Source organism: Kitasatospora atroaurantiaca (assembly GCF_007828955.1).
Taxonomy (GTDB): Bacteria; Actinomycetota; Actinomycetes; order Streptomycetales; family Streptomycetaceae; genus Kitasatospora; species Kitasatospora atroaurantiaca.
In genome coordinates, this window is record NZ_VIVR01000001.1 from 6,237,370 (window position 1) to 6,256,832 (window position 19,463).

Annotated in this window: 21 protein-coding genes; 5 read left to right on the forward strand and 16 right to left on the reverse strand. The window is 72.6% G+C overall.

Going from position 1 to position 19,463, the window contains the following annotated elements; genetic code table 11:
• Positions 1 to 2 precede the first annotated feature (2 nt).
• Complete coding sequence (locus FB465_RS28030) at positions 3 to 941, reverse strand: hypothetical protein (RefSeq protein ID WP_145794951.1); 939 nt, start codon at positions 939 to 941, stop codon at positions 3 to 5.
• A 666-nt stretch (positions 942 to 1,607) separates the two neighbouring features.
• Here FB465_RS28030 and FB465_RS28035 point away from each other — a divergent pair.
• Positions 1,608 to 2,270, forward strand: coding sequence for an aggregation-promoting factor C-terminal-like domain-containing protein (locus tag FB465_RS28035; RefSeq protein WP_145794953.1), 663 nt, complete (start codon positions 1,608 to 1,610; stop codon positions 2,268 to 2,270).
• Between the two features lie 81 nt (positions 2,271 to 2,351).
• Here the strand turns inward: FB465_RS28035 and FB465_RS28040 are convergent, their stop codons facing one another.
• The 11 genes from FB465_RS28040 to FB465_RS28090 form a co-directional block, all read right to left on the reverse strand.
• Positions 2,352 to 3,257, reverse strand: coding sequence for an ABC transporter substrate-binding protein (locus tag FB465_RS28040; RefSeq protein ID WP_145794955.1), 906 nt, complete (start codon positions 3,255 to 3,257; stop codon positions 2,352 to 2,354).
• Positions 3,258 to 3,414: 157 nt separating this feature from the next.
• A complete protein-coding gene (locus FB465_RS28045; RefSeq protein WP_145794957.1) occupies positions 3,415 to 4,098 on the reverse strand; it encodes an ABC transporter permease in 684 nt (227 codons plus the stop codon).
• Positions 4,095 to 4,763 carry an ABC transporter permease gene (locus FB465_RS28050; protein WP_145794958.1) on the reverse strand — a complete coding sequence of 223 codons (669 nt, stop codon included), beginning with the start codon at positions 4,761 to 4,763 and terminating at the stop codon, positions 4,095 to 4,097. Before FB465_RS28050 ends, FB465_RS28045 begins: the two co-directional genes overlap by 4 nt.
• Positions 4,753 to 5,808 carry an ABC transporter ATP-binding protein gene (locus FB465_RS28055; protein WP_145794960.1) on the reverse strand — a complete coding sequence of 352 codons (1,056 nt, stop codon included), beginning with the start codon at positions 5,806 to 5,808 and terminating at the stop codon, positions 4,753 to 4,755. The genes FB465_RS28050 and FB465_RS28055 overlap by 11 nt, the downstream gene beginning before the upstream one ends.
• Before the next feature lie 99 nt (positions 5,809 to 5,907).
• On the reverse strand, positions 5,908 to 6,306 hold the full coding sequence (locus tag FB465_RS28060) for a rhodanese-like domain-containing protein (RefSeq protein ID WP_145794962.1): 399 nt from the start codon (positions 6,304 to 6,306) through the stop codon (positions 5,908 to 5,910).
• Positions 6,300 to 6,818, reverse strand: coding sequence for a cysteine dioxygenase (locus FB465_RS28065; RefSeq protein WP_145794963.1), 519 nt, complete (start codon positions 6,816 to 6,818; stop codon positions 6,300 to 6,302). Before FB465_RS28065 ends, FB465_RS28060 begins: the two co-directional genes overlap by 7 nt.
• 406 nt (positions 6,819 to 7,224) lie before the next feature.
• The gene (locus tag FB465_RS28070) at positions 7,225 to 7,440 is read right to left on the reverse strand and encodes a hypothetical protein (protein ID WP_145794964.1); all 216 of its coding nucleotides are present in this window, start codon (positions 7,438 to 7,440) and stop codon (positions 7,225 to 7,227) included.
• Positions 7,441 to 7,448: 8 nt separating this feature from the next.
• A complete protein-coding gene (locus FB465_RS28075; protein WP_145794966.1) occupies positions 7,449 to 7,841 on the reverse strand; it encodes a hypothetical protein in 393 nt (130 codons plus the stop codon).
• A gap of 135 nt (positions 7,842 to 7,976) precedes the next feature.
• The gene (locus tag FB465_RS28080; RefSeq protein ID WP_145794968.1) at positions 7,977 to 9,416 is read right to left on the reverse strand and encodes a sensor histidine kinase; all 1,440 of its coding nucleotides are present in this window, start codon (positions 9,414 to 9,416) and stop codon (positions 7,977 to 7,979) included.
• A complete protein-coding gene (locus FB465_RS28085; RefSeq protein WP_145794970.1) occupies positions 9,413 to 10,123 on the reverse strand; it encodes a response regulator transcription factor in 711 nt (236 codons plus the stop codon). Before FB465_RS28085 ends, FB465_RS28080 begins: the two co-directional genes overlap by 4 nt.
• Before the next feature lie 70 nt (positions 10,124 to 10,193).
• Positions 10,194 to 11,006, reverse strand: a complete 813-nt coding sequence (locus tag FB465_RS28090; protein ID WP_246192871.1) for an SAM-dependent methyltransferase — start codon at positions 11,004 to 11,006, stop codon at positions 10,194 to 10,196.
• Between the two features lie 193 nt (positions 11,007 to 11,199).
• On the opposite strand from FB465_RS28090, the gene FB465_RS28095 reads away from it, so the two are divergent.
• Positions 11,200 to 11,466 carry a GlsB/YeaQ/YmgE family stress response membrane protein gene (locus FB465_RS28095; RefSeq protein WP_145794974.1) on the forward strand — a complete coding sequence of 89 codons (267 nt, stop codon included), beginning with the start codon at positions 11,200 to 11,202 and terminating at the stop codon, positions 11,464 to 11,466.
• A gap of 85 nt (positions 11,467 to 11,551) precedes the next feature.
• Here FB465_RS28095 and FB465_RS28100 read toward each other — a convergent pair whose 3' ends face one another.
• The 4 genes from FB465_RS28100 to FB465_RS28115 form a co-directional block, all read right to left on the reverse strand.
• Positions 11,552 to 13,549 (reverse strand): putative Ig domain-containing protein, encoded by a 1,998-nt coding sequence (locus FB465_RS28100; RefSeq protein WP_425461217.1) that lies wholly within the window; start codon positions 13,547 to 13,549, stop codon positions 11,552 to 11,554.
• A 374-nt stretch (positions 13,550 to 13,923) separates the two neighbouring features.
• Positions 13,924 to 14,511, reverse strand: coding sequence for a TetR/AcrR family transcriptional regulator (locus tag FB465_RS28105; protein WP_145794976.1), 588 nt, complete (start codon positions 14,509 to 14,511; stop codon positions 13,924 to 13,926).
• Between the two features lie 55 nt (positions 14,512 to 14,566).
• Entirely contained in the window at positions 14,567 to 15,583 is a 1,017-nt protein-coding gene (locus FB465_RS28110; RefSeq protein WP_145794978.1) for an aldo/keto reductase, read from the reverse strand.
• Positions 15,584 to 15,714: 131 nt separating this feature from the next.
• Complete coding sequence (locus tag FB465_RS28115; RefSeq protein WP_145794979.1) at positions 15,715 to 16,023, reverse strand: GNAT family N-acetyltransferase; 309 nt, start codon at positions 16,021 to 16,023, stop codon at positions 15,715 to 15,717.
• Between the two features lie 690 nt (positions 16,024 to 16,713).
• Here FB465_RS28115 and FB465_RS28120 point away from each other — a divergent pair.
• The 3 genes from FB465_RS28120 (at position 16,714) to paaB (ending at position 19,453) form a co-directional block, all read left to right on the forward strand.
• A complete protein-coding gene (locus FB465_RS28120; RefSeq protein ID WP_211785874.1) occupies positions 16,714 to 17,997 on the forward strand; it encodes a M20/M25/M40 family metallo-hydrolase in 1,284 nt (427 codons plus the stop codon).
• A 206-nt stretch (positions 17,998 to 18,203) separates the two neighbouring features.
• Positions 18,204 to 19,163 (forward strand): 1,2-phenylacetyl-CoA epoxidase subunit PaaA, encoded by a 960-nt coding sequence (gene paaA, locus FB465_RS28125; protein WP_145794981.1) that lies wholly within the window; start codon positions 18,204 to 18,206, stop codon positions 19,161 to 19,163.
• Complete coding sequence (paaB, locus tag FB465_RS28130; RefSeq protein WP_145794983.1) at positions 19,160 to 19,453, forward strand: 1,2-phenylacetyl-CoA epoxidase subunit PaaB; 294 nt, start codon at positions 19,160 to 19,162, stop codon at positions 19,451 to 19,453. Before paaA ends, paaB begins: the two co-directional genes overlap by 4 nt.
• The last annotated feature ends 10 nt before the right edge of the window (positions 19,454 to 19,463 follow it).

Below are 19,463 nucleotides of genomic sequence, written 5' to 3' on the forward strand. Positions count from 1 at the left end.
GGTCAGCGGCCGCGGGCCAGCAGCTGTCCGCGCGCGTACCCGGCGAAGTCCGGGCCGGCCGCGGTCGCTGCGGCGTCCGCCGTGTTGCCGCCGGGCTTGAGCGTGCCGGACACCGTGTAGTACCCGTACCGGCCCACTGCCGCATGGGTGTTGGTGCAGCCGGCGGTCACGCAGTACGAGGTCGACCCGGAGGTCACCAGGCCCTGGACCTGCCCCTTGTGGGCCTGCTGCGCGGCGTCCGCCTTCGCTCTGCTGTCGAAGACCGCGACGCCGATGGTGACGGCGCTGTTGCCGGAGGCGTAGGTCGCCCGGAGCATGGTCTGGCAGCCCTGGGGGGTGATCACGTCGCCGAGACCGCCGGTGGTGGCCTTCCAGCAGGGGGAGGTGGCGGCGACGGTGACCCGGGTCCAGGTCCGGCCGTCGATGGAGAGGCTCGTCGCGGCGAACAGCGTCGCCGGGTCCAGCGGGGCGGTGTCGGTGCTCGCCGAGGAGATGACCGTCAGCGGGTCGCGTGGCCCGGAGGCGGTGGCGGCGGGCGGCTGCGAGCCGGGCTTCGACGTGGCTTTGGCGGGCGCGCTGCCGGTCGCGGAGGCGCCGGCCGAGGCGCCGGCCGAGGCCGAGCCCGACGGGCTGTCAGCAGGCGAGGCCAACAAGGTCGCAGGCGCCGAGGGGTCGGCGGGAGCCGTCGAGGCACCGTTGAGCGCGACCTTGGCCGGGGTGTCGCCCTTGCCGGGCCCGGCGACGCTGACGGCCGTCGCGGTGATCCCGCCGACGACCAGCGTCGCGCCCACCACCGCTCCGATCACCCGCCGTTGCTTGCGGCGGCGGGCCTCGCTCTCGTGCTGGTCGGCGAGTGCCGCCCAGTCCGGCTCACCAGCGAACCCGGCCTGCTGCCCGCTCGGCTGTCCCCACCCGTGTGCGCCCTGTGGCTCCCCGCTCATAACCGGCGATCCTAGAACACTTCGTCCGGTTGTCCGATTTCAGGGCCGTGCCGCTGTCCGGCGAGAGCGGGTCCTGGCGATGTCGCGGACGGTACCGGTCCGGTGTACGCGTGGTTGCGCTACGTGATGTCGGGGGGCTGGTTGCGGGGGTGGCCGGTGATGCCCACCACAAGGGTTTCCAACCAACGATGCTCGATCGTAGATGCCGGCCGGCGGGTGGGACGGGCCCGGCGGGCGCCGGGCAGGGGTCCGCGCCGGAAGGCGGGCGGGTAGCACCGCGAGGGCCTCGCAGGGCGGGTCCATGGCCTTGGAAAGGATCGAAATCTGCCTGTTTAGGGCGCCTGTGGCGGGGTAACGCGAGCGCCTTCAAGAACCTAAGGCGACCCCATCGCCTACGACGCAGCGTCGTAGCAGGCGTGTTTGAACCCCGCTGGTGGCCTCGCTAAGACTGGTGGAGTCGCAAGGCGCTCCGCCCTGTCGCACCGGCCGCATCGAGCGCCGGGCCGGTCCAGAGGAGCGCAACCGTTCGGCACCGACCCGACACCAGGGGTGCCACGGCCACCGGCGCAGCAACGCAGCGAGCGGCTCCACGCCGCCGTACTGCCACGCGCCCGGGGCCGGTCCAACCGATCGAGGCTCACTCGGTCCAGGAAGGCCACACACACCATGCGTAGTTCCCTCATTGCCGCCATGCGCCGACGCTCCACCCTCGTGGTGGCCTCCGCCGGCCTGGCGACTGCCTGTGCCGCCTCCATCGTGGCGGTGGCACTCCCCGAGGACAACGCTTCCGCCGCGGTCGTGGCAGCCGCCTCCGCGCCCGCCGCAGCTCCCACCACCGAGGCCGCAGCCCCGGCCGCGCCCGCCGCGCCCGCCGCGCCCGCCGCGCCCGCCGCGCCCGCCGCGCCCGCCGCGCCGAGCACCGAGGCCGCCCAGCCGCAGGCCCCCGCCGCTCAGCCCCAGGCCGCGCAGCCGAAGGCCGCCGAGCCCCAGGCCGCCTCCCGCTCCGAGCAGCGCGCCGCGCTGTCGACCACCGACACCAGCCCGGCCGGCGTCAAGGCCCTGGCCAAGAGCATGGTCCCGGCCGGTCAGTGGGCCGCGTTCAACAACATCATCACCCACGAGAGCACCTGGAACATCAAGGCGGTCAACGCCTCCTCCGGTGCCTACGGCCTGGCCCAGGCCCTGCCGGGCTCCAAGATGGCCTCGGCCGGCTCCGACTGGCGCACCAACCCGGCCACCCAGATCAAGTGGGCCCTGAGCTACATGAACGACCGCTACGGCAGCCCGAACGCCGCCTGGTCCTTCTGGCAGACCCACCACTGGTACTGATCGGACCATCGGGTACCGACCGGACCTGACACGCCGACGCCCTGCACCTCCCGGAGGTGCAGGGCGTCGGCGTGCCACGGGTCAGCTCAGGCCGTTGGTCTTCAGCCAGTCCTTGGCCACCGCCGACGGGTCCTCCTTGTCCACGGCGACGCGCTTCATCAGCGCGGTCAGCCCGGCCGTGTCCAGCTTGGCGGAGATGGCGTTCAGGGCCGCGGTCGCGGTCGCGTCCACACCCGCCTTGTTCACCAGCGGGGTGACGTTCTGCGTGCTGAACACGTTCTTCGGGTCGGCCAGCACGACCAGCTTCAGCTGCACGATCTTCGGGTCGGTGGTGAACACGTTGCCGACCTGGATCGAGCCGTCCTTCAGCGCGTTGGCCGTGGTCTCACCCGTCGGCTTCCACTCCTTGAAGGTCAGGCCGTAGTTGTCCTTGAGCAGCGGCTCGCTGCGCGCCTTGAACTCCGGCGGGCCGCCGATGGAGAACTCCTTGGCCTTGGCGGCCAGGTCGGCGATGCTCTTGAGCTGGAACTTGTCCGCGGTCTCCTGGCTCACCGTCAGCGAGTCCTTGTCCTCGGCGGACGAGGAGTCGAGTATCGCCAGCGTGGCGGGCAGCGCCTTCTGCAGGGCGGCGTTGACCGCCTCGGTGCCGGCCGCGGTGTTCTTGGCGTCCAGGTAGCCGAGCAGCGCACCGTTGTACTCGGGCAGCACCGTCAGGCTGCCGTTCTGCAGCTGCCCGTAGAGCACCTCGCGGCTGCCGATGTTGAACTTCTCCTCGACCTTGACGCCCTTGGCCTTGAGCGCCTGCGAGTAGATCGAGGCGAGCAGGACGTTCTCGGGGAAGTTGGCCGAGCCGACCACCACGGTCTTGCCCGAGGTCGCGGGGGACGAGGAGGACGCGAGCGGGTCGCTGCCACCGGAGGAGCTGCAGGCCGCAGCGCCGAGCAGGAGGGTGACGGCGGTGGCGGTTCTGAGCAGACGGGTGGTCATGGGTTTCCTTCTGGATCGAGACGGGATGAGTGCGAGGCCGGAGGGGCGTGGGAACCCCGACCGGCCGGATTTCACTGGCGCGGCCCGGACTTGGTCCATGATCTCGTGACGGGCCGGGCTGCGCCTGTGGTTTTGACCGGCCTGTGACAGGACTTTGTCAGTTTTCCTTCGGTGCGCTCCGGACGCGGATGCCGGGCGGCAGCGCGTACCGGATCAGTACGGCGAACAGCAGTTGGGTCGCGACGGCCAGCAGGACCACGAGCAGCGCCCCGCCCACCGTCGCGGGGAAGTCCCGGGTGGCCAGCCCGTCGATGACGTACCGGCCGAGGCCGCCGAGACCGACGTAAGCGGCCACCGTGGCGGTCGCGATCACCTGGACGGCCGCCGTGCGCAGGCCGGCCAGCAGGGTCGGCAGGGCGGAGGGCAGACAGACCTGCCAGAGCACCTGGCGGTGCGTCAGCCCGATGCCCCGGGCGGCGTCCCGGACGTCCGGGTCGGTGCCCCGGATGCCCTCGACGGCCGCCACCAGCAGCGGCGGTGCGGCGAGCGCGAGCAGCGGTACCAGCACGGCCGTCTTGCCGACGCCGGCCAGCAGGACGGCCAGCGTGACCAGCCCCATCGTGGGAAGCGCGCGGGTGACGCCGGTCAGCGCGGTGACGGCGACGGCGCCCCGCCCCGTGTAGCCGATCAGCAGGCCGAGCGGGATGGCCAGGAGCGCCGAGTAGAGCAGGGCCTCGCCGGAGAAGGCGAGATGCTCCGCGATGCGGTGGACGATCGAGTCGGGACCGCTCCGCCGGGCGGGCGAGGTGAAGAAGGTGTGGAGCCAGTCGAGCCAGTTCACGAGGCTGCTCCCTTCTCCCGGACGGCCCAGGGCGCGAGCAGACGCCGGGCCAGCACCAGGACCAGATCGGTCACCAGGGCCAGCACGGCGACCAGGACGATGCCCGCCAGGATCGGCGTCGGGAAGGTCCGCTGGAAGCCGTCGATGAAGAGGTAGCCGAGGCCGCCCTTGCCGATCAGCGCGCCGACGGCGGCCAGCGAGATGCTGGACACCGCCGCGACCCGCAGGCCGGCCACCAGGTACGGCACGGCGGCCGGGAGTTCCACCGCCGCCAGCCGGTGCCAGGGGCCGTAGCCCATCGCGGTCGCGGCCTGCCGTACCGCCTCCGGCACCGAGCGCAGCCCGTCCACCGTGGTCGGCAGCAGCACCGCGAGTGCGTAGCAGGTCAGCGGGATCATCACGGTGGCGTTGGTGGCCAGCCCGGTGTACGGGATCAGCACGACGAAGACGGCGAGTGCCGGCAGCGCGTACACCACGTTGAAGACGGCGGACAGCGGTTGGTAGAGCCTGGGGTAGCGGGCGCAGGCCAGGCCGAGCGGCACCGCGATCAGGAGGGCGATCAGCACCGGGACGAGGGCGATCACCGCGTGGTCGAGCGTGAGATCGCGCAGGTACGCCACATGGGTGCCGAGCCAGTGCCAGCGGACGAGAGGTTCACCGTCCACGGGCGCTCACCGGTCGCTCCTCGGAGAGTGCCGCGAGGACGGCCTCCCGGCTCACGGTGCCGGTGGCGCGTCCTTCGGCGTCGACGGCGACGGCGATGCCGGCGGGGGAGAGCACGGTGGCGTCCAGCGCGGTGCGCAGGGTGTCGGTACCGGGGTGGAAGGCCGGTGCGGGGTGCACCTCGGTCGGCCGGTCGTGGTCGAGCCAGCCGGTCGGCCGGCCGCCGTCGTCCAGGGCCAGCTCCCAACTCCCGTGCCGGGTACCGTCGTCGATCGGCCGGACGGCGACGTCGGCGGCCGGGCGGAGGCCGAGGCCGCGCAGCCCGCGGTCCCGGCCCAGGAAGGCGGCCACACTCTCGTCGGCCGGGGCGGTCAGCAGCGTGTGCGGGTCGGCGAGTTGGGCGATCCGGCCGTGCTCGCGGAGCACCACGACCTGGTCGCCGAGCCGCACGGCCTCCTCGATGTCGTGCGTGACGAACAGGACGGTCTTGTTCAACTCACCCTGCAGCCGGAGCAGTTCCTCCTGCAGTCCGGCCCGGACCACCGGGTCGACCGCGCTGAACGGCTCGTCCATCAGCAGGACCGGAGGGTCGGCCGCGAGCGCCCGGGCGACGCCGACCCGCTGTTGCTGGCCGCCCGAGAGCTGGAAGGGGTAGCGCTTGGCGGTCTCCGGTGCCAGGCCGACCAGTTCGAGCAGCTCGGCGGCCCGCGCGCGGGCCTTCTTGCGGTCCCATCCGAGCAGGTACGGGACGGTGGCGATGTTGTCGATCACCCGGCGGTGCGGGAAGAGGCCCGCCTGCTGGATCACGTAGCCGATGCCCCTGCGGAGCTTGGCGGCCTCCAGCCGGGCGACGTCCGTGCCGTCCAGCAGTACGCGGCCCGCGGTCGGCTCGACCATGCGGTTGACCATCCGCAGGATGGTGGTCTTGCCACAGCCGGACGGGCCGACCAGGACGGTTATTCGGCCGGCCGGCACGTCGAGGTCGAGGCCCTCGACGGCGATGGTGCCGTCGGGGTGGCGCTTGGCGGCGCCGTCGAATCTGATCACGGAAGGGTCCTAGCTGCGGCGCCTCGGCGCCGGTCGGTTGTCGAATCGACTCTCGAGTCGAACGGATCTTGGAACCGCTTGTGCCTTCCCCATCCGGGATCAGAGCAAACCTTCGCCGCCGTCCTTCGTGGGCAGACCGGCCGCCGCCCAGGCGACGAAGCCGCCGTCCAGGTCGGTGGCCCGGTGCAGGCCCAGCTCGCGCAGGCTCGCGGCAGCGAGGCTGGACGCATAGCCCTCCGAGCACACCACGATCACCTGCAACTCGTGGCCGGTCGCCTCGGGAATCCGGTGACTGCCCGTCGGATCGAGCCGCCACTCCAGCACATTGCGCTCGATGACCAGCGCATCCGGGATCGCGCCCTCGCGTGCCCGCTGCGCGGCCGGACGGATGTCGACCAACAGCGCGCCCGCCGCGGCCGCCTCGTACGCCTCCTGCGGCCCCGGCCGGTGAACCCCGGCCCTCGACCGCTCCACCAACTCGTCGATCGTGGTCACCACTGCTCCGGTCCTTCCTGGGCGGTGCGGACCAGGCCACCGGCCCGCAGTTCGTAGCGCGAGATCTCGCTCAGCGGCGGCGAGTACGCGTGGATGGTCACCGCAGGCCCGGGGGCCGTGTTCCGTACGTCGTGCAGGTACTCGGGGCCGAAGGCCCGCGCCGAACCGGCCGGGACCCGGCGGATCAGCAGCCCCTGCTCGGCCCCGCCCAGGGACAGCTCCTCGACCTCGCCGAGTGCCACCGCGAAGGCGCCGCGCGAGCCGCCGTGGTCGTGGAACCCGGTGGACTGGCCCGGCAGCCAGCTGATCAGCCACACCTCGTGGTCATCGGTCAGCGCCAGCCGTTCGTACCAACGGTCCGAGGCCAGGCGTACCCGGTGGAGCCACTGGTCGGGCTGCTCGGCCAGCTCGCGGACGATCTTGCGCAGGGCGTTCGGCGAGAGCGGCGCGGGTGCCGGTGTGGGCTGCGGGGTCGGCAGGATGCCGATGCGGTCGGGAGCTAGGTCAAGGCTCATGGGTCGTCCTCGGATAGGCCGGAGGAGGCTGCCTCGCGCGGGTACGGCGCGAACGGCAGCACGGAGGGGTGAAGAAAGGGGGAGGAGAGCGCGGCTCAGACCCTGGAAGGCGTCACAGGGCGGGACAGACCGTCAGCGGGCACACATGTCGCTCGCCTGGCGTCGCAGATCGACGTGCAGGCGGCAGACCAGAGTGGTGCCGGTGTTCATGCGCCGATCGTTCCGGAGGAAGACGGGCACGTCAAGCGTGGACCACGTGATGAGAGGGACGTCATCGCCCGGGTGGCCCAACGGGGCGGGTGTGACGGCGCGTCAATCCGGGGCATACGGGGCGGGCCTGCCCCGTACCTCCGGGGCATGCTGAACGGCCTGCCCCGGGAGTACGGGGCAGGCCGCGGGTGGTGCGTCAGTTGTTCTGCGTGGCGTCCGAGTCCGCCTCGGCGGCCGCACTGTCGGCGGCGTCCACCTTCTGCTGCATGTCCTTGAGCTGGGAGTCCCCGCCGCCGGGCGCGGACTGCGCCGCCCGGTCCGGGGTGGCGGCGGTCGGCCCGCAGCCGGTCAGCAGCAGGGCGGCCGCGGCGGCGAGGGCGGCGACGGCGGCGGTCGCGCGCCCCCGGCTCACGTGCCGGCTCACTTGCTCGGCTCCGGGGTGGCGCCCTGCGCGGCGCACCACGTCGCCACGGCCTTGAGGTCCGTCTGCCGCGTCTGCAGGGTGGGCAGCAGGCTCTTGCGGAAGGTGAGCCGGTCGTTCAGGTAGGTGTAGATCTCGGTGTGGCCGGCGGCCTTGGCGTTCGCCACCCGCTGCTCCAGCCGGGCGACCGAGCCGGGCACCGTCGCGTCACCGTTCAGCCGGGTGATCGCGGCGGTGATCCGCTTCTCGGTCTTCGGCAGGCGCTTGCAGATCGCCTTGGCGCCGTCGCCCTTCGGGGTGGGCTTGGTCTCCGCCTGGGCGGGGGTGACGGCGAGCAGGGCGCCCGCCAGGGTGAGTGCGCCGAGGGCGGCGGCCTTGCGGTTCGGAAGCATGGGCTGTTTCTCCTCCAGTGCCACGAGGGTTCGACGCATGGGCGGTCCAACCGAGCAGGACGGTAGCGGGCGTTCTTGTGGATTCCTTGTGGGAAGACCCGGACGGCGGGAAGACCTGGCGGCGTCCCGGGATCCTCAGTCGCGCGAGATCCAGTCCCGCCGGAGCGGAAGCTGCAGCGTCGGCGTGTCCGCCGGCAGCGGCAGCCGTACCTCGAACCGGCAGCCCGTGCCGCCGGGCGGCGTCCCGATGGTGACGGTGCCGCGGTGCAGCGCCGCCTGCTGGGCGACCAGGGTCAGGCCGAGCCCGGACCCGGGGCTGCCCGGGCGGCGGTGGAACCGGCCGAAGACGGCACCCCGCTCGGCCGCCGGGATGCCCGGGCCTGCGTCGTCCACGGTGAGCACCGCGAAGCCGCCCTCCGCCCGCAGCCCCACGGTGATCCGGGCCGGCTCGTCCGGCAGCCGGCCGTGCACCACGGCGTTGCCCAGCAAGTTGGCCAGCAGGATCCGCAGGCCCGCCTCCCAGCCGAAGACCCGGAGCTCGGACGGCAGTTCGGCGGACGTCCGAACCTCGGGCCGACGCCGCCCGGTCTCGCCGAGCACCGCGTCGACCAGTTCGGCCAGGTCGAGCGGGCCGAAGGCGGACAGCTCCACCAGGTCCCCCTGGGCGAGCATCCGCAGCGCCGTCAGCAGCTCCAGCAGCCGGGCGTGCTCCTCCTGCAGGTCCCGGACCACCTCCGCACGTTCCCCGGCCGGCAGATCGGGGTGGGCGGCGAGCACGTCCAGGTTGGTCCGCATGCTCATCAGCGGAGTGCGGAGCTCGTGCGAGGCCGCCGAGGAGAACGACCGGGCGGTGTCCAGCGCCTGCGCCGTCCGACCTGCCTGCTCCTCGTAACGGGCCAGCAACTGGGCGATGGCTGTGGTGAGTTCGTCCACCTCGGCGATGTGCGTCCGCTCGGCGGCGAAGCCCGCGGCCCCCGCCCGCGGGTCGAGCCGGGCCGCCCGGCGGCTGAGCCGGCGCAGCGAGACGGTGGTCCGGTCGGCCAGGGCGTACGCGAGCAGCCCCGAGACCGGTGCGGCCAGGAGCGCCACCAGCACGACCCGGCGGCGCACGGCGGTGAGCTGCGGGTCGGTGGCCGAGGCCGGGGCGAACAGCCACAGCGTGCCGGGCGCCGCGCCGTCCACCCGTACGGTCAGCACCCGCCAGGCGTGGCCCTTGGCCCGTACGGTGACCGGGCCGCCCGGGGTCTCCTCGGGGAGTGCGACCGTGTCGGCGGGCTGCGGACCGCCGGTCAGTACGAGAGCGCCGTCCGAGGCCTCGAGCCGGACACCGGCGTCCAGCGCGTCGCCGAGCACCTTGCGCTGCTGGGTCTGCTCGACCCGGGATCGGCCCTTGCGATCGGCGGTGAGCAGCGTCCGGACGTCGGGCAGGACGGCCGACGCCCGGTCCTGCAGCCGGGTGTCCTGCTGGTGGCGCAGGTCGCGGTTGACCAGGCCGAGCACCAGCAGCCCGGCAGCGAGCACCAGCACCGGCACCAGGAGCGTGACCGAGAGCGCGATCCGCGTGGAGAGCTTCACGAGCCGCTCCCGCCCTCGGGCAGCCGCAGGACGAAGCCGACCCCGCGGACGGTGTGGATCAGCCGGGGCCGCCCGCCCTCCTCCAGCTTGCGGCGCAGATAGCTGACGAAGGTGTCCACGGCGTCGGTGCGCACCTCGAAGTCGTAGCCCCAGACCCGGTCGAGGAGCTGGTCCCGGCTGAGCACGATCCCGGCGTTCCTGGCCAGCTGCACCAGCAGCTCGAACTCCCGTCTGGTGAGCCGGAGTTCCACGCCGTCCCGGTGCACCTGCCGGGTGGCCTGGTCGATCACCAGCGGCCCGGCGCGGAGCACGTCGGCGGGTGGCGGGGCGGGCCGGCGGCGCAGCAGCGCCTGCAGCCGGAGGACCAGCTCCTCCAGCGCGAACGGCTTCACCAGGTAGTCGTCCGCCCCGGCCTGCAGACCGGCGACCCGGTCGGCCACCTCGTCCAGCGCCGAGAGCATCAGGACCGGTGTCTCGTCGCCCCGGGCACGCAGGGCGCGGCAGACCTCGATGCCGGTCAGGCCGGGCATCGACACGTCCAGCACCAGGACGTCCGGCGCCGCCCCGCCGAGCAGTGCCAGCGCGCCGGGGCCGTCCTCGGCCAGGAGCACGGTGAAGCCGCTCAGCCGCAGCCCCCGCTCCAGCGAGCGGCGGATCGCGGCGTCGTCGTCCGCGACCAGCACCCGACCCGTGGTTCCCGTGGTCATGCCGTCCTCCTCCGCCTGCTCTGCGCGGGCCCGACCCTCTCACGGTGGCCGGTCCTGGCGGGAGGCAGGGTCAGAGCTTGCGGGCCACCGCGCCGTACATGCTCACCCGGTCCGCGCCCTCGGCCGGCTCCTCCTCGGGGCGCCACAGCGGTACGGTGACCACCCCGGGCTCCAGCAGCTCCAGGCCGTCGAAGAACCGCCGCACCTCCTCGCGCGAGCGGCCGACCAGCGGCGCCGTGGCCTTGCTGTAGACGCCCGTCACCCGGTCCCTGACCTCCGGCGGGATGAAGTCGGCGGTGCCGTGCGACAGGATCAGGTAGCTGCCGGGCGCGAGCGCGTCCACCAGCGTCTCGACGATCTTGTACGGCTCGGTCTCGTCCGGCAGGAAGTGCAGCACCGCGGCCAGCACCAGGGCCACCGGCCGGTCGAGGTCCAGCAGCCCCTTGACCTCGGCGGCGGACAGGATGCCCGCCGGGCCCCGGAGGTCGGCCTGCAGCACGTCGGTACGGCCGAGACCCATCCCCGCCATCAGCGCGCGGGCGTGTGTCAGCACGATCGGGTCGTTGTCGACGTACACCACCCGTGCCTGCGGATCGACCTGCTGGGCGATCTCGTGGGTGTTGCCGACGGTCGGGATGCCGGTGCCGATGTCGAGGAACTGGTCGATGCCCTGCCCGGTGACGAAGCGCACCGCGCGCTGCAGGAAGCCCCGGTTGGCCCGGGCCGTCGACCGGAACTCCGGGTTGGCCGCCAGCGCCCGCTCCGCCGCCTCACGGTCGGCCGGGAAGTTGTCCTTGCCGCCCAGGTAGTAGTCGTACATCCGGGCCGGGTGCGGCACATCGGGGCGCAGGTCGGTGGCGGACGTTCTGCTGGACTGCTCCACTGGGACCTCCGCTCGGCACTGTCGACACGTCGCCGGACAGCCTATGCGGTCGATCCTGGGCGCGGTGGACGGGTGATCAGAATCGGTGGGTGGGAGCTCTGTTCGAGCCGGTGCAACCGGGGTGGCCCCGGACTGCGTCCTGAGGGGAAGAACGGCCGCGGTTGGGCGGCGCGGTGGAGGGCAGGAGAACGGTATGGGCATCGTCAGCTGGATCATCCTCGGCCTCATCGCCGGGGCCGTCGCCAAGTTCCTGCTCCCCGGGCGTGACCCGGGCGGCCTGATCGTCACCACTCTGATCGGCATCGCCGGCTCGTTCGTCGGCGGCTGGCTCTCCTCGGCCGTCCTCGACCGTCCGGTCGCCACGAGCTTCTTCGACCTCGCGACCTGGGTCTCGGCGATCGCCGGTGCTCTGGTGCTGCTCATCGCGTACCGGATCGTCTTCGGCAACTCCCGTAACTGACCGGACGGGTGGGCCCGCCCCACGTACTGAGCCTGCCGAGGGGGCCGCAGCAGAGCTGCGGCCCCCTCGGTGTGCCAGGTGGAGGTCAGGAGACGTTGAGGGCGGTGTCGTCCACGACGAAGCTGGTCTGCAGCGAGGAGTCCTCGGTGCCGGTGAACTTGACGGTCACGGTCTGCCCGGCGAACGACGAGAGGTCGTAGCTGCGCAGGGTGTAGCCGGATGCGGCGTTCACGTTGGAGAAGCTCGCCAGGGTGGTGGAGTTGGCCTGGACGGTGAGCTTGTCGTAGGCCGTGCTGCCGCTCTCGCCGGTGTCGATGTGCAGGTAGAAGCTGAGGGTGGCCTTGCACCCGGCCGGGATGGTCACGGACTGGCTGAGCGAGTCCGTGTGCGAGGAGCCGTAGCCGTCCAGCCAGGCCTTCCAGCTGCCGGAGTGGGCGGCCTCGCTCGAGGAGTTGTCGATCACACCGGCCGTGGCCGTCCACGGGGAGGCGGCGCCGGTCTCGAAGCCCGCGTTGCCGAGGAGTTGCGCGGAGGTGCAGCCGCCGGAGCCGCCGACCGTCCAGCTGAAGGTCGCCGAGCCGCTCGCGTTGATGGTGTCCCTGGCGGTGACCGTCACGTTGTACGTTCCCGCCGTGCTCGCGGTGCCGGTGATCAGACCGGTGGAGGAGTTGATCGAGAGGCCGGCCGGCAGGCCGGTGGCGCTGTAGGTGAGGCTCTGGCCGGAGTCGGAGTCGGTCGCGGTGATCTGCAGGCTCACCGAACTGCCCTGCGCCGTCGACTGGTTGCCCGGGTTGGTGACCGTCACCGTGCTACCGGTGCTGCCGGAGGTGAAGGCGGCGGTGCCGTTCGGGGTGCCGAGACCGGTCGGGCCGTCGTAGCCGGCGGCGGCCTGGCACAGGTAGGCGGGCGAGCAGCTGCCGTTGGCGCCGCTGGTCACGTCGAAGAGCGAGCCGGTGTGGGAGTACGGGTACGAGGCCGGGTTGCTGCCGGAGGCGGGGGTGCCGGCCAGGGCGTACACGGCCGCGATGATCGGCGCGGAGGCGCTGGTGCCGCCGTAGACCGCCCAGCCGCTGCCGCCGTAGGTCTGGTAGACCGCGAGGCCGGTGGCCGGGTCGGCGACCGCGGAGACGTCGGCGACGGTGCGCTTGCTGCAGCCGGTGTCCTTCTGCCAGGTGGGCTTGGCGTCGTAGGCCGAGCAGCCGGAGCCGGCGCCGTTCCCGCCCGAGCTGGAGCCCCACACGCTCTCGGTCCAGCCACGGGTGCTGGAGTTGCGGCTGAGGGTGGTGCCGCCGACCGCGGTGACGTACTTGGAGGCGGCCGGGTACTCGACGCCGTAGCCGGAGTCACCGGAGGAGACGGTGATGGCCACGCCGGGGTGGTTGAAGTACGAGGTGTCGTAGCCGGTGTCGGAGGAGGACTCGCCGCCGCCGTAGCTGTTGGAGACGTACTTGGCGCCGAGGCTGACGGCGGTGTTGACGGCCGTGCCGAGGTTCTCCATGGTCGCGCTGTCGGCCTCGACCAGCAGGATGTGGCAGTTGGGGCAGACGGCGCTCACCATGTCGACGTCGAGCGAGATCTCGCCGGCCCAGCCGCTGTCGGCGGAGGGGTAGCTGGTGCCGCCGCGCTGGTCGACCTTCTTGAAGCAGCCGTTGGCGGTGGTGCAGGCCGGCAGGCCGTACTGGGACCGGTAGGCCGCGAGGTCGGACTCGGCGTTGGGGTCGTCGTTGGCGTCGATGATGGCGACGGTCGCACCGGAGCCGCCGGAGGCGGAGAGCTTGTACGCCGAGGCCAGGTCGCTGGGGCCGTAGCCGGAGGGCGTCGCGTTGGGCGCGAGGGACTGCGGCTGGACGATGTCGGTGCGGGCCAGGGCGAGACAGGCCATCTCGCCCGGGTGGCTCGGTGCGGCGCAGAGCCGCTTGGTGGCCACCTGGCCGGAGGAGCCTGCTGATGCTCCGTCAGCTGCGTGTGCGCTGACGGTGGTTGTGGCCAGCAGGCCCGTGGCGGCCATGGCCAGGGCGGGTACTGCGGCGAGCAGTCGGCGCAGCCTGGGCAGGCGTGCGCCGCTGGGGGCGTGGGTGCGCAAGGGTGAATCCTCCGTGGGGGTGGGGTTGCAACCGCCCGGTGTGGGGTCGTGCCGGGGCGGGCGCAGGCCCGGTGCTGGCGGATCTCGGCACGTGCGGGTGGGCGCGGTTCGTGGCCGCGCGCCGGTGTCGGAGCTGCGCTGTGCAGGAGGTGGTGGTGCCGCGCTGAACCTTGGGCAAGCGTGATGGCAGGGCCATGACAGACCAATGGCCGCACCGGTCCGGCGATACCGGAGGGGTGCGGCCATGACGCTACTGGCGGGTTCGGGCGGGCGACAAGGGAGGCCGGTCAGGCTTTGCCTGTCCTTGTCAATGAATTGCCAATACGGGTAGAGGAGTTGAAGGTGATGACCCGCGCCTCGGTGGCCTCGCGGTCTCAGGCGGCGCGCAGGCCGTTCAGAAGCAGTGCCCAGACGGCCTCGAAGTCGGTCTCGGCCCGCGGCGCGTTCCACTCGGCCGCGTGGGCGGGGTCGTGGAAGTGCGCGGTGGCCTGGAAGACCGCGCGCGCCGCGGTGCCCACGTGCGTCGGACGGAACTCGCCCTGGTGGATGCCGTCCTGGATGATCGTGCCGATCTGGGCGGTGAGGGTCTCGATGTGCGCCTCGACGGTGGTGCTGATCTCGTTCACCAGGCTCATGTAGGTGGCGAACAGCTCCGGGTCGTCCAGCGCCTTCTTGCGCTTGGCGGCGAACAGCGTCGCCAGCCAGCGGTGCAGCCGCTCCGGCGCGGGGCCGCGCTCCATGGTGATCGCGGCGAGGGCGTGGTGCGCCTGGTCGAGCCAGCGCTGGGTCACGGCCTCGCGCAGCGCGGCCTTGCTGGGGAAGTGTCGGTAGACGCTGCCGTGGCTGACGCCGAGTGCGCGAGCGATGTCCACGACGGTGGCTTTGGCCGGCCCGAACCGCCGCAGGACGTCCTCCGCCGCGCTCAGGATCTGCTCGGGGGTGAGTGTGCTGTCCGTGGTCACGGGGAGGTACGTCCTTCACTGTGCTGCGGCGGGAGTGCTGCGACCGGGGAGCTGGTCAGCGGTCGCTGGTCTCGCTGTCGAGGTGAGCCATCTGTGCGGCAGCGTACCGGTCACCGGCGGCGGAGCCTGCGGGGACGGCCGCCTCGATGGCGGCGAGATCGGCCGGGGTGAGGGTGACGTCCAGCGCCCCCAGGGCCTCTGCGAGACGGTCCCGGCGGCGGGCGCCGACCAGCGGCACGATGTCCTCGCCGCGCGAGGCGACCCAGGCGATCGCGACCTGCGCGACGCTCGCGCCCTTGGCCTCGGCGGTCTTCCGCAGGGCCTCCACCAGGCTGAGGTTGTGGGCGAGGTTGTCGCCCTGGAAGCGCGGGCTGTGGCCACGGAAGTCCGTCGCGGCGATCTCCCGGTCGTTGCTCCAGTGGCCGCTGAGCAGGCCGCGGGAGAGGACCCCGTACGCGGTGATGCCGATGCCCAGCTCGCGGGCGGTGGGCAGGATCTCGGCCTCCAGACCGCGGGAGATCAGCGAGTACTCGATCTGCAGGTCGCTGATCGGGTGGACGGCGGCGGCGCGGCGGAGGGTGTCGGCGCCGACCTCGGAGAGGCCGATGTGGCGCACGTAGCCGGCCTGGACCAGGTCGGCAATGGCGCCGACGGTCTCCTCGATCGGGACGTTCGGGTCGAGGCGGGCCGGGCGGTAGACGTCGATGTGGTCGGTGCGCAGGCGGCGCAGGGTGTACGCGAGCGCCGTCTTGGTGGCGGCGGGGCTTGCGTCGTAGCCGAGCCAGGTGCGGTCCGGGCCGCGCTGGGCACCGAACTTGACGCTGATCTGGACGTTCTCGCGGTTGCGGCCGCGCAGGGCGTCGTGGATCAGCAGCTCGTTGTGGCCCATGCCGTAGAAGTCGCCGGTGTCGAGCAGGGTGATGCCCGCGTCGAGTGCGGCGTGGACGGTGGCGATGCTCTCGGCCTCGTCGGCGGGGCCATAGAGGTCCGACATGCCCATGCAGCCGAGGCCGAGGGCGGAGGTGGTGGGGCCGGCGCTGCCGAGGGTGGTGCGGGCGGGCGTGGTGGGCATGGGTGCTCCCCGTGGATTGGGCGGGCGCGTCGTGCTGACGTATGTCAACTATGGCATGTCGGATGACAGATTTCAATATCTGTCATCCGACATTGCGATTCTGTTCTCCCGAGCCCAGGCGGCCGCCCCGCTCAGTCGGTCACCTGACTCCGGTCCTCGTACGCCAGATCCGCGTACTCGGGGTGCCGCAGCATCCATCCCTTGATGAACTGGCAGGTCGCCAGTACCGCCAGCCCGCGCCCGCGGGCGTCGTCGAGCGCAGCCCGCGCCAGCGCACCACCCACCCCCTGGCCTTCGAAGGCCGGATTCACCACCGTGTGCGGGTAGACCACCAACGTCTCGCTGCGCAGGTACTCCGCGAAGCCCGCCGGTCTGCCGTCGACCCGCGCCTCGAAGCGGCTCTCCGCCTCGACGTCCTCGACCGTCACCCTCGTCGCCATGTCGACTCCTCGTCTCCGCCCAAGTACACCCGAAGCAGGGCAAATCATCCGTGCCTGTCGCCGACCATCATCGAGCGCCATCCGCCGCCCCGCCCCGTGCCGCGCCCGTCGGCCGATCACCGGACTGGTATCAAAGGCTGATCCGCCATCACCCATCAGGCGTGGATCGACCGCACCTTGGCGGTTCGCGCTGCCGAAGTCCCGCCGGAGGTACATCGTGGAACCAGGCGCGATCCGGCGACCGCGCTCGCGCGCCGTTCCAGGTCCAAGCGCCGTACCCGCCCCGGGACAGCCCCGGCGGGCCCCCGCCTCCGGCCGGCCGCCGACGCGACGCAGTATTCGGGCCGCCTCGCAGGGAAACGAACGAATCTTCTAGGCTCACTTCGCGGCCTCCCTGCACCGGTGCCCGACCGCACCGACGTACCGGGGCCGCCGTCCATGGGCCCCGGGCCGAGCCGGGGTCACCGGACCGAGCGAGGAGGACGCAGTGTTGCCCAGCCCGAGGTCGCACCACCTGCCGTTGCCCGACGGAGCGCCAAGCCGTCGCGTCGTACCGCAGGCGTCATGTCCACCAGCTCGCACCGCCTCACCCGCCGGCACACACCGCCGGGCCCCGGGCGCGCACGACGGAATCCCCGGCGCGTACCTCGGTGACTCGCTGAATACCGGCGGCGGCCGGGGAGGCGTCCGATGAGTCCCCACGCCGCCGCAGCGTCGGCAGCCACGCCGCCGACCCCCCTCCGGAAGCCGGGCGACCAGGCCGCGGCCGACAGCACCGCGGAGGGCGATGATCCGGGCAGTACCGCCGCGCTTCCCGGCCTGCCCCAGGCGCTGAGTTCCCGCGCCCGTACGCTGGCCGGCGCCGTACGCCGCCGCTGCGCCGACCTGGCGCGGATGGAGTCGCCGACCGGGGACGCGCCCCGCCTGGACGCCCTGGCCGAGGAGCTCGCCGCGGGCTTCCGTGCGACGGGCGCCGAGGTCCGCCGCGAGCGCGGACCGGCGGGCGACCACCTGGTCCTGCAGTGGGCCGGCTGCGAGGAGAACCTGGCCCACCTCCTGATGGTCGGCCATCACGACACCGTCTGGCCGGTCGGCACCCTGGCCGACTGGCCGGTGGAGGAGCGCGAGGGGATGCTCACCGGCCCGGGTGTCCTCGACATGAAGGCCGGCCTGGCGCTGATCGAGGGAGCCTTCGCGCTGCTCGCCGACCTGGGCCAGCGCCCGCACCGCCCGGTGCGGCTCGTGGTGGTCGCGGACGAGGAGGTCGGCAGCCCCGACGGGCGGCGCCTCGTGGAGCGTCAACTCCCGGGCGCCGCCGCCGTACTGGGCCTGGAGCCGCCGCATCCGGACGGTCGGCTGAAGACCGCCCGGCGGGGCAGCACCCGGGTCCGGCTGACCGTCACCGGACGCGAGGCGCACGCCGGGAACGACGCCGCCCAGGGCACCTCGGCCGTCGACGAACTGGTCGACCAACTGGTCGCGGTACGAGGGCTGGCCGGCCAGCCGGGGACCGAACTCAACACCGGCCGGATCACCGGCGGCACCCGGGCCAACGTGGTGGCGGGCCGGGCCGAGGCGGAGCTGGGCCTGCGGTTCGCCACCGCCGAAGCCCAGCGCCGCACGCTCGACACCCTCGCCCACCTCACCGCGCTGCGGCCCGGCGCCCGGGTGCGGACCGAGGTGCTCTCCAGCCGTCCGGCCTGGCCCGAGCGCTCGGGCAACCCGCTGCTGCGGCACGTCCGCTCGCTCGCGGCGGTGCTCGGCCAGCACGTGGACGGCGCACCGGCCGGCGGCGCGGGCGACACCAACCTCGCCGGCGCCCGGGGCCTGCCGACCCTGGACGGCCTCGGCGCGGTCGGTGCCGGTTCGCACGCCCGCGGCGAGCACATCGAGGTCGACCAGCTGGCACCCAGGATCGCCCTCCTGGCCGCCCTGCTCGCCGTCCCCCTGCCCCGCCTGCGCGAGCGCCCGTAGCGGCGAACCCGCAGCGTCGCACCCGGCCGGCCCGAGGCGGACCCCCGCCCGGGCAGGCCGTGACGTCGGTGTCAGGACCGCCGCAGAGCCGAGACCGGCCTCCCAAACCGGTACAGAGACCGACATCAAGATCCGCCCTGGACGATTCCCTTGTCATTCCGGGCCACGCCCCACACAATGGAACCGACCGAACGGTCAGTCGGGAGGTGGGTGAAGTGTCGGCAACGCAGATGGCCGAGCAGTCCCTGGAGGGGCACTTCGACGCGGTGGTGGCTGCCGAGCAGCGGATCGAGCCGCGTGACTGGATGCCGGACGCCTACCGGGCGACGCTCATCCGGCAGATCGCACAGCACGCCCACTCGGAGATCATCGGCATGCAGCCGGAGGGCAACTGGCTCACCCGGGCCCCCTCGCTGCGCCGCAAGGCGATCCTGCTGGCCAAGGCCCAGGACGAGGCCGGCCACGGGCTGTACCTCTACGCCGCCGCCGAGACCCTGGGCGTCGACCGCGCCGAGCTCACCGAGAAGCTGATCACCGGCCGCCAGAAGTACTCCTCGATCTTCAACTACCCCACCCTGACCTTCGCCGACGTCGGCGTGATCGGCTGGCTGGTGGACGGCGCGGCGATCTGCAACCAGGTCCCGCTCTGCCGCTGCTCCTACGGGCCGTACGCCCGCGCGATGGTGCGGATCTGCAAGGAGGAGTCCTTCCACCAGCGCCAGGGCTACGAGCTGCTGATGACGCTGATGCGCGGCACGGACGCCCAGCGCCGGATGGTGCAGGACGCCGTGGACCGCTGGTGGTGGCCGTCGCTGATGATGTTCGGCCCGCCGGACGGCGACTCGCCGAACACCGCGCAGTCGATGGCCTGGCGGATCAAGCGGCACACCAACGACGAACTGCGACAGCGATTTGTCGACATGACGGTCCCGCAGGCCGAGCACCTCGGCGTCACCCTCCCCGACCCGGCCCTGAACTGGAACGAGGAGCGCGGCAGCTGGGACTTCGGCGAGCCCGACTGGGCGGAGCTGAAGCAGGTGATCAAGGGCCAGGGCCCGTGCAACACCCAGCGCGTCGACCGCCGCCGGGAGGCCCACGAAGACGGCGCCTGGGTGCGCGAAGCCGCCCTGGCCTACGCGGAGAAGCAGCGAGGTACGGAGAGATGAGCGAGACCAAGGCCGGCTGGCCGCTGTACGAGGTGTTCGTCCGCCCCAGGCGCGGGCTGAACCACGTCCACGTCGGCTCCCTGCACGCCCCGGACGACCGGATGGCGCTGCTGAACGCCCGCGACCTCTACACCCGTCGCAACGAGGGTGTCAGCCTCTGGGTGGTCCGCTCCGACGCGATCACCGCCTCCGCACCCGACGAGCAGGACCCGTTCTTCGCCCCCAGCGGCGACAAGGTCTACCGCCACCCGACCTTCTACGACATCCCCGAGGATGTTCCGCACATCTGACGGGAGCCTG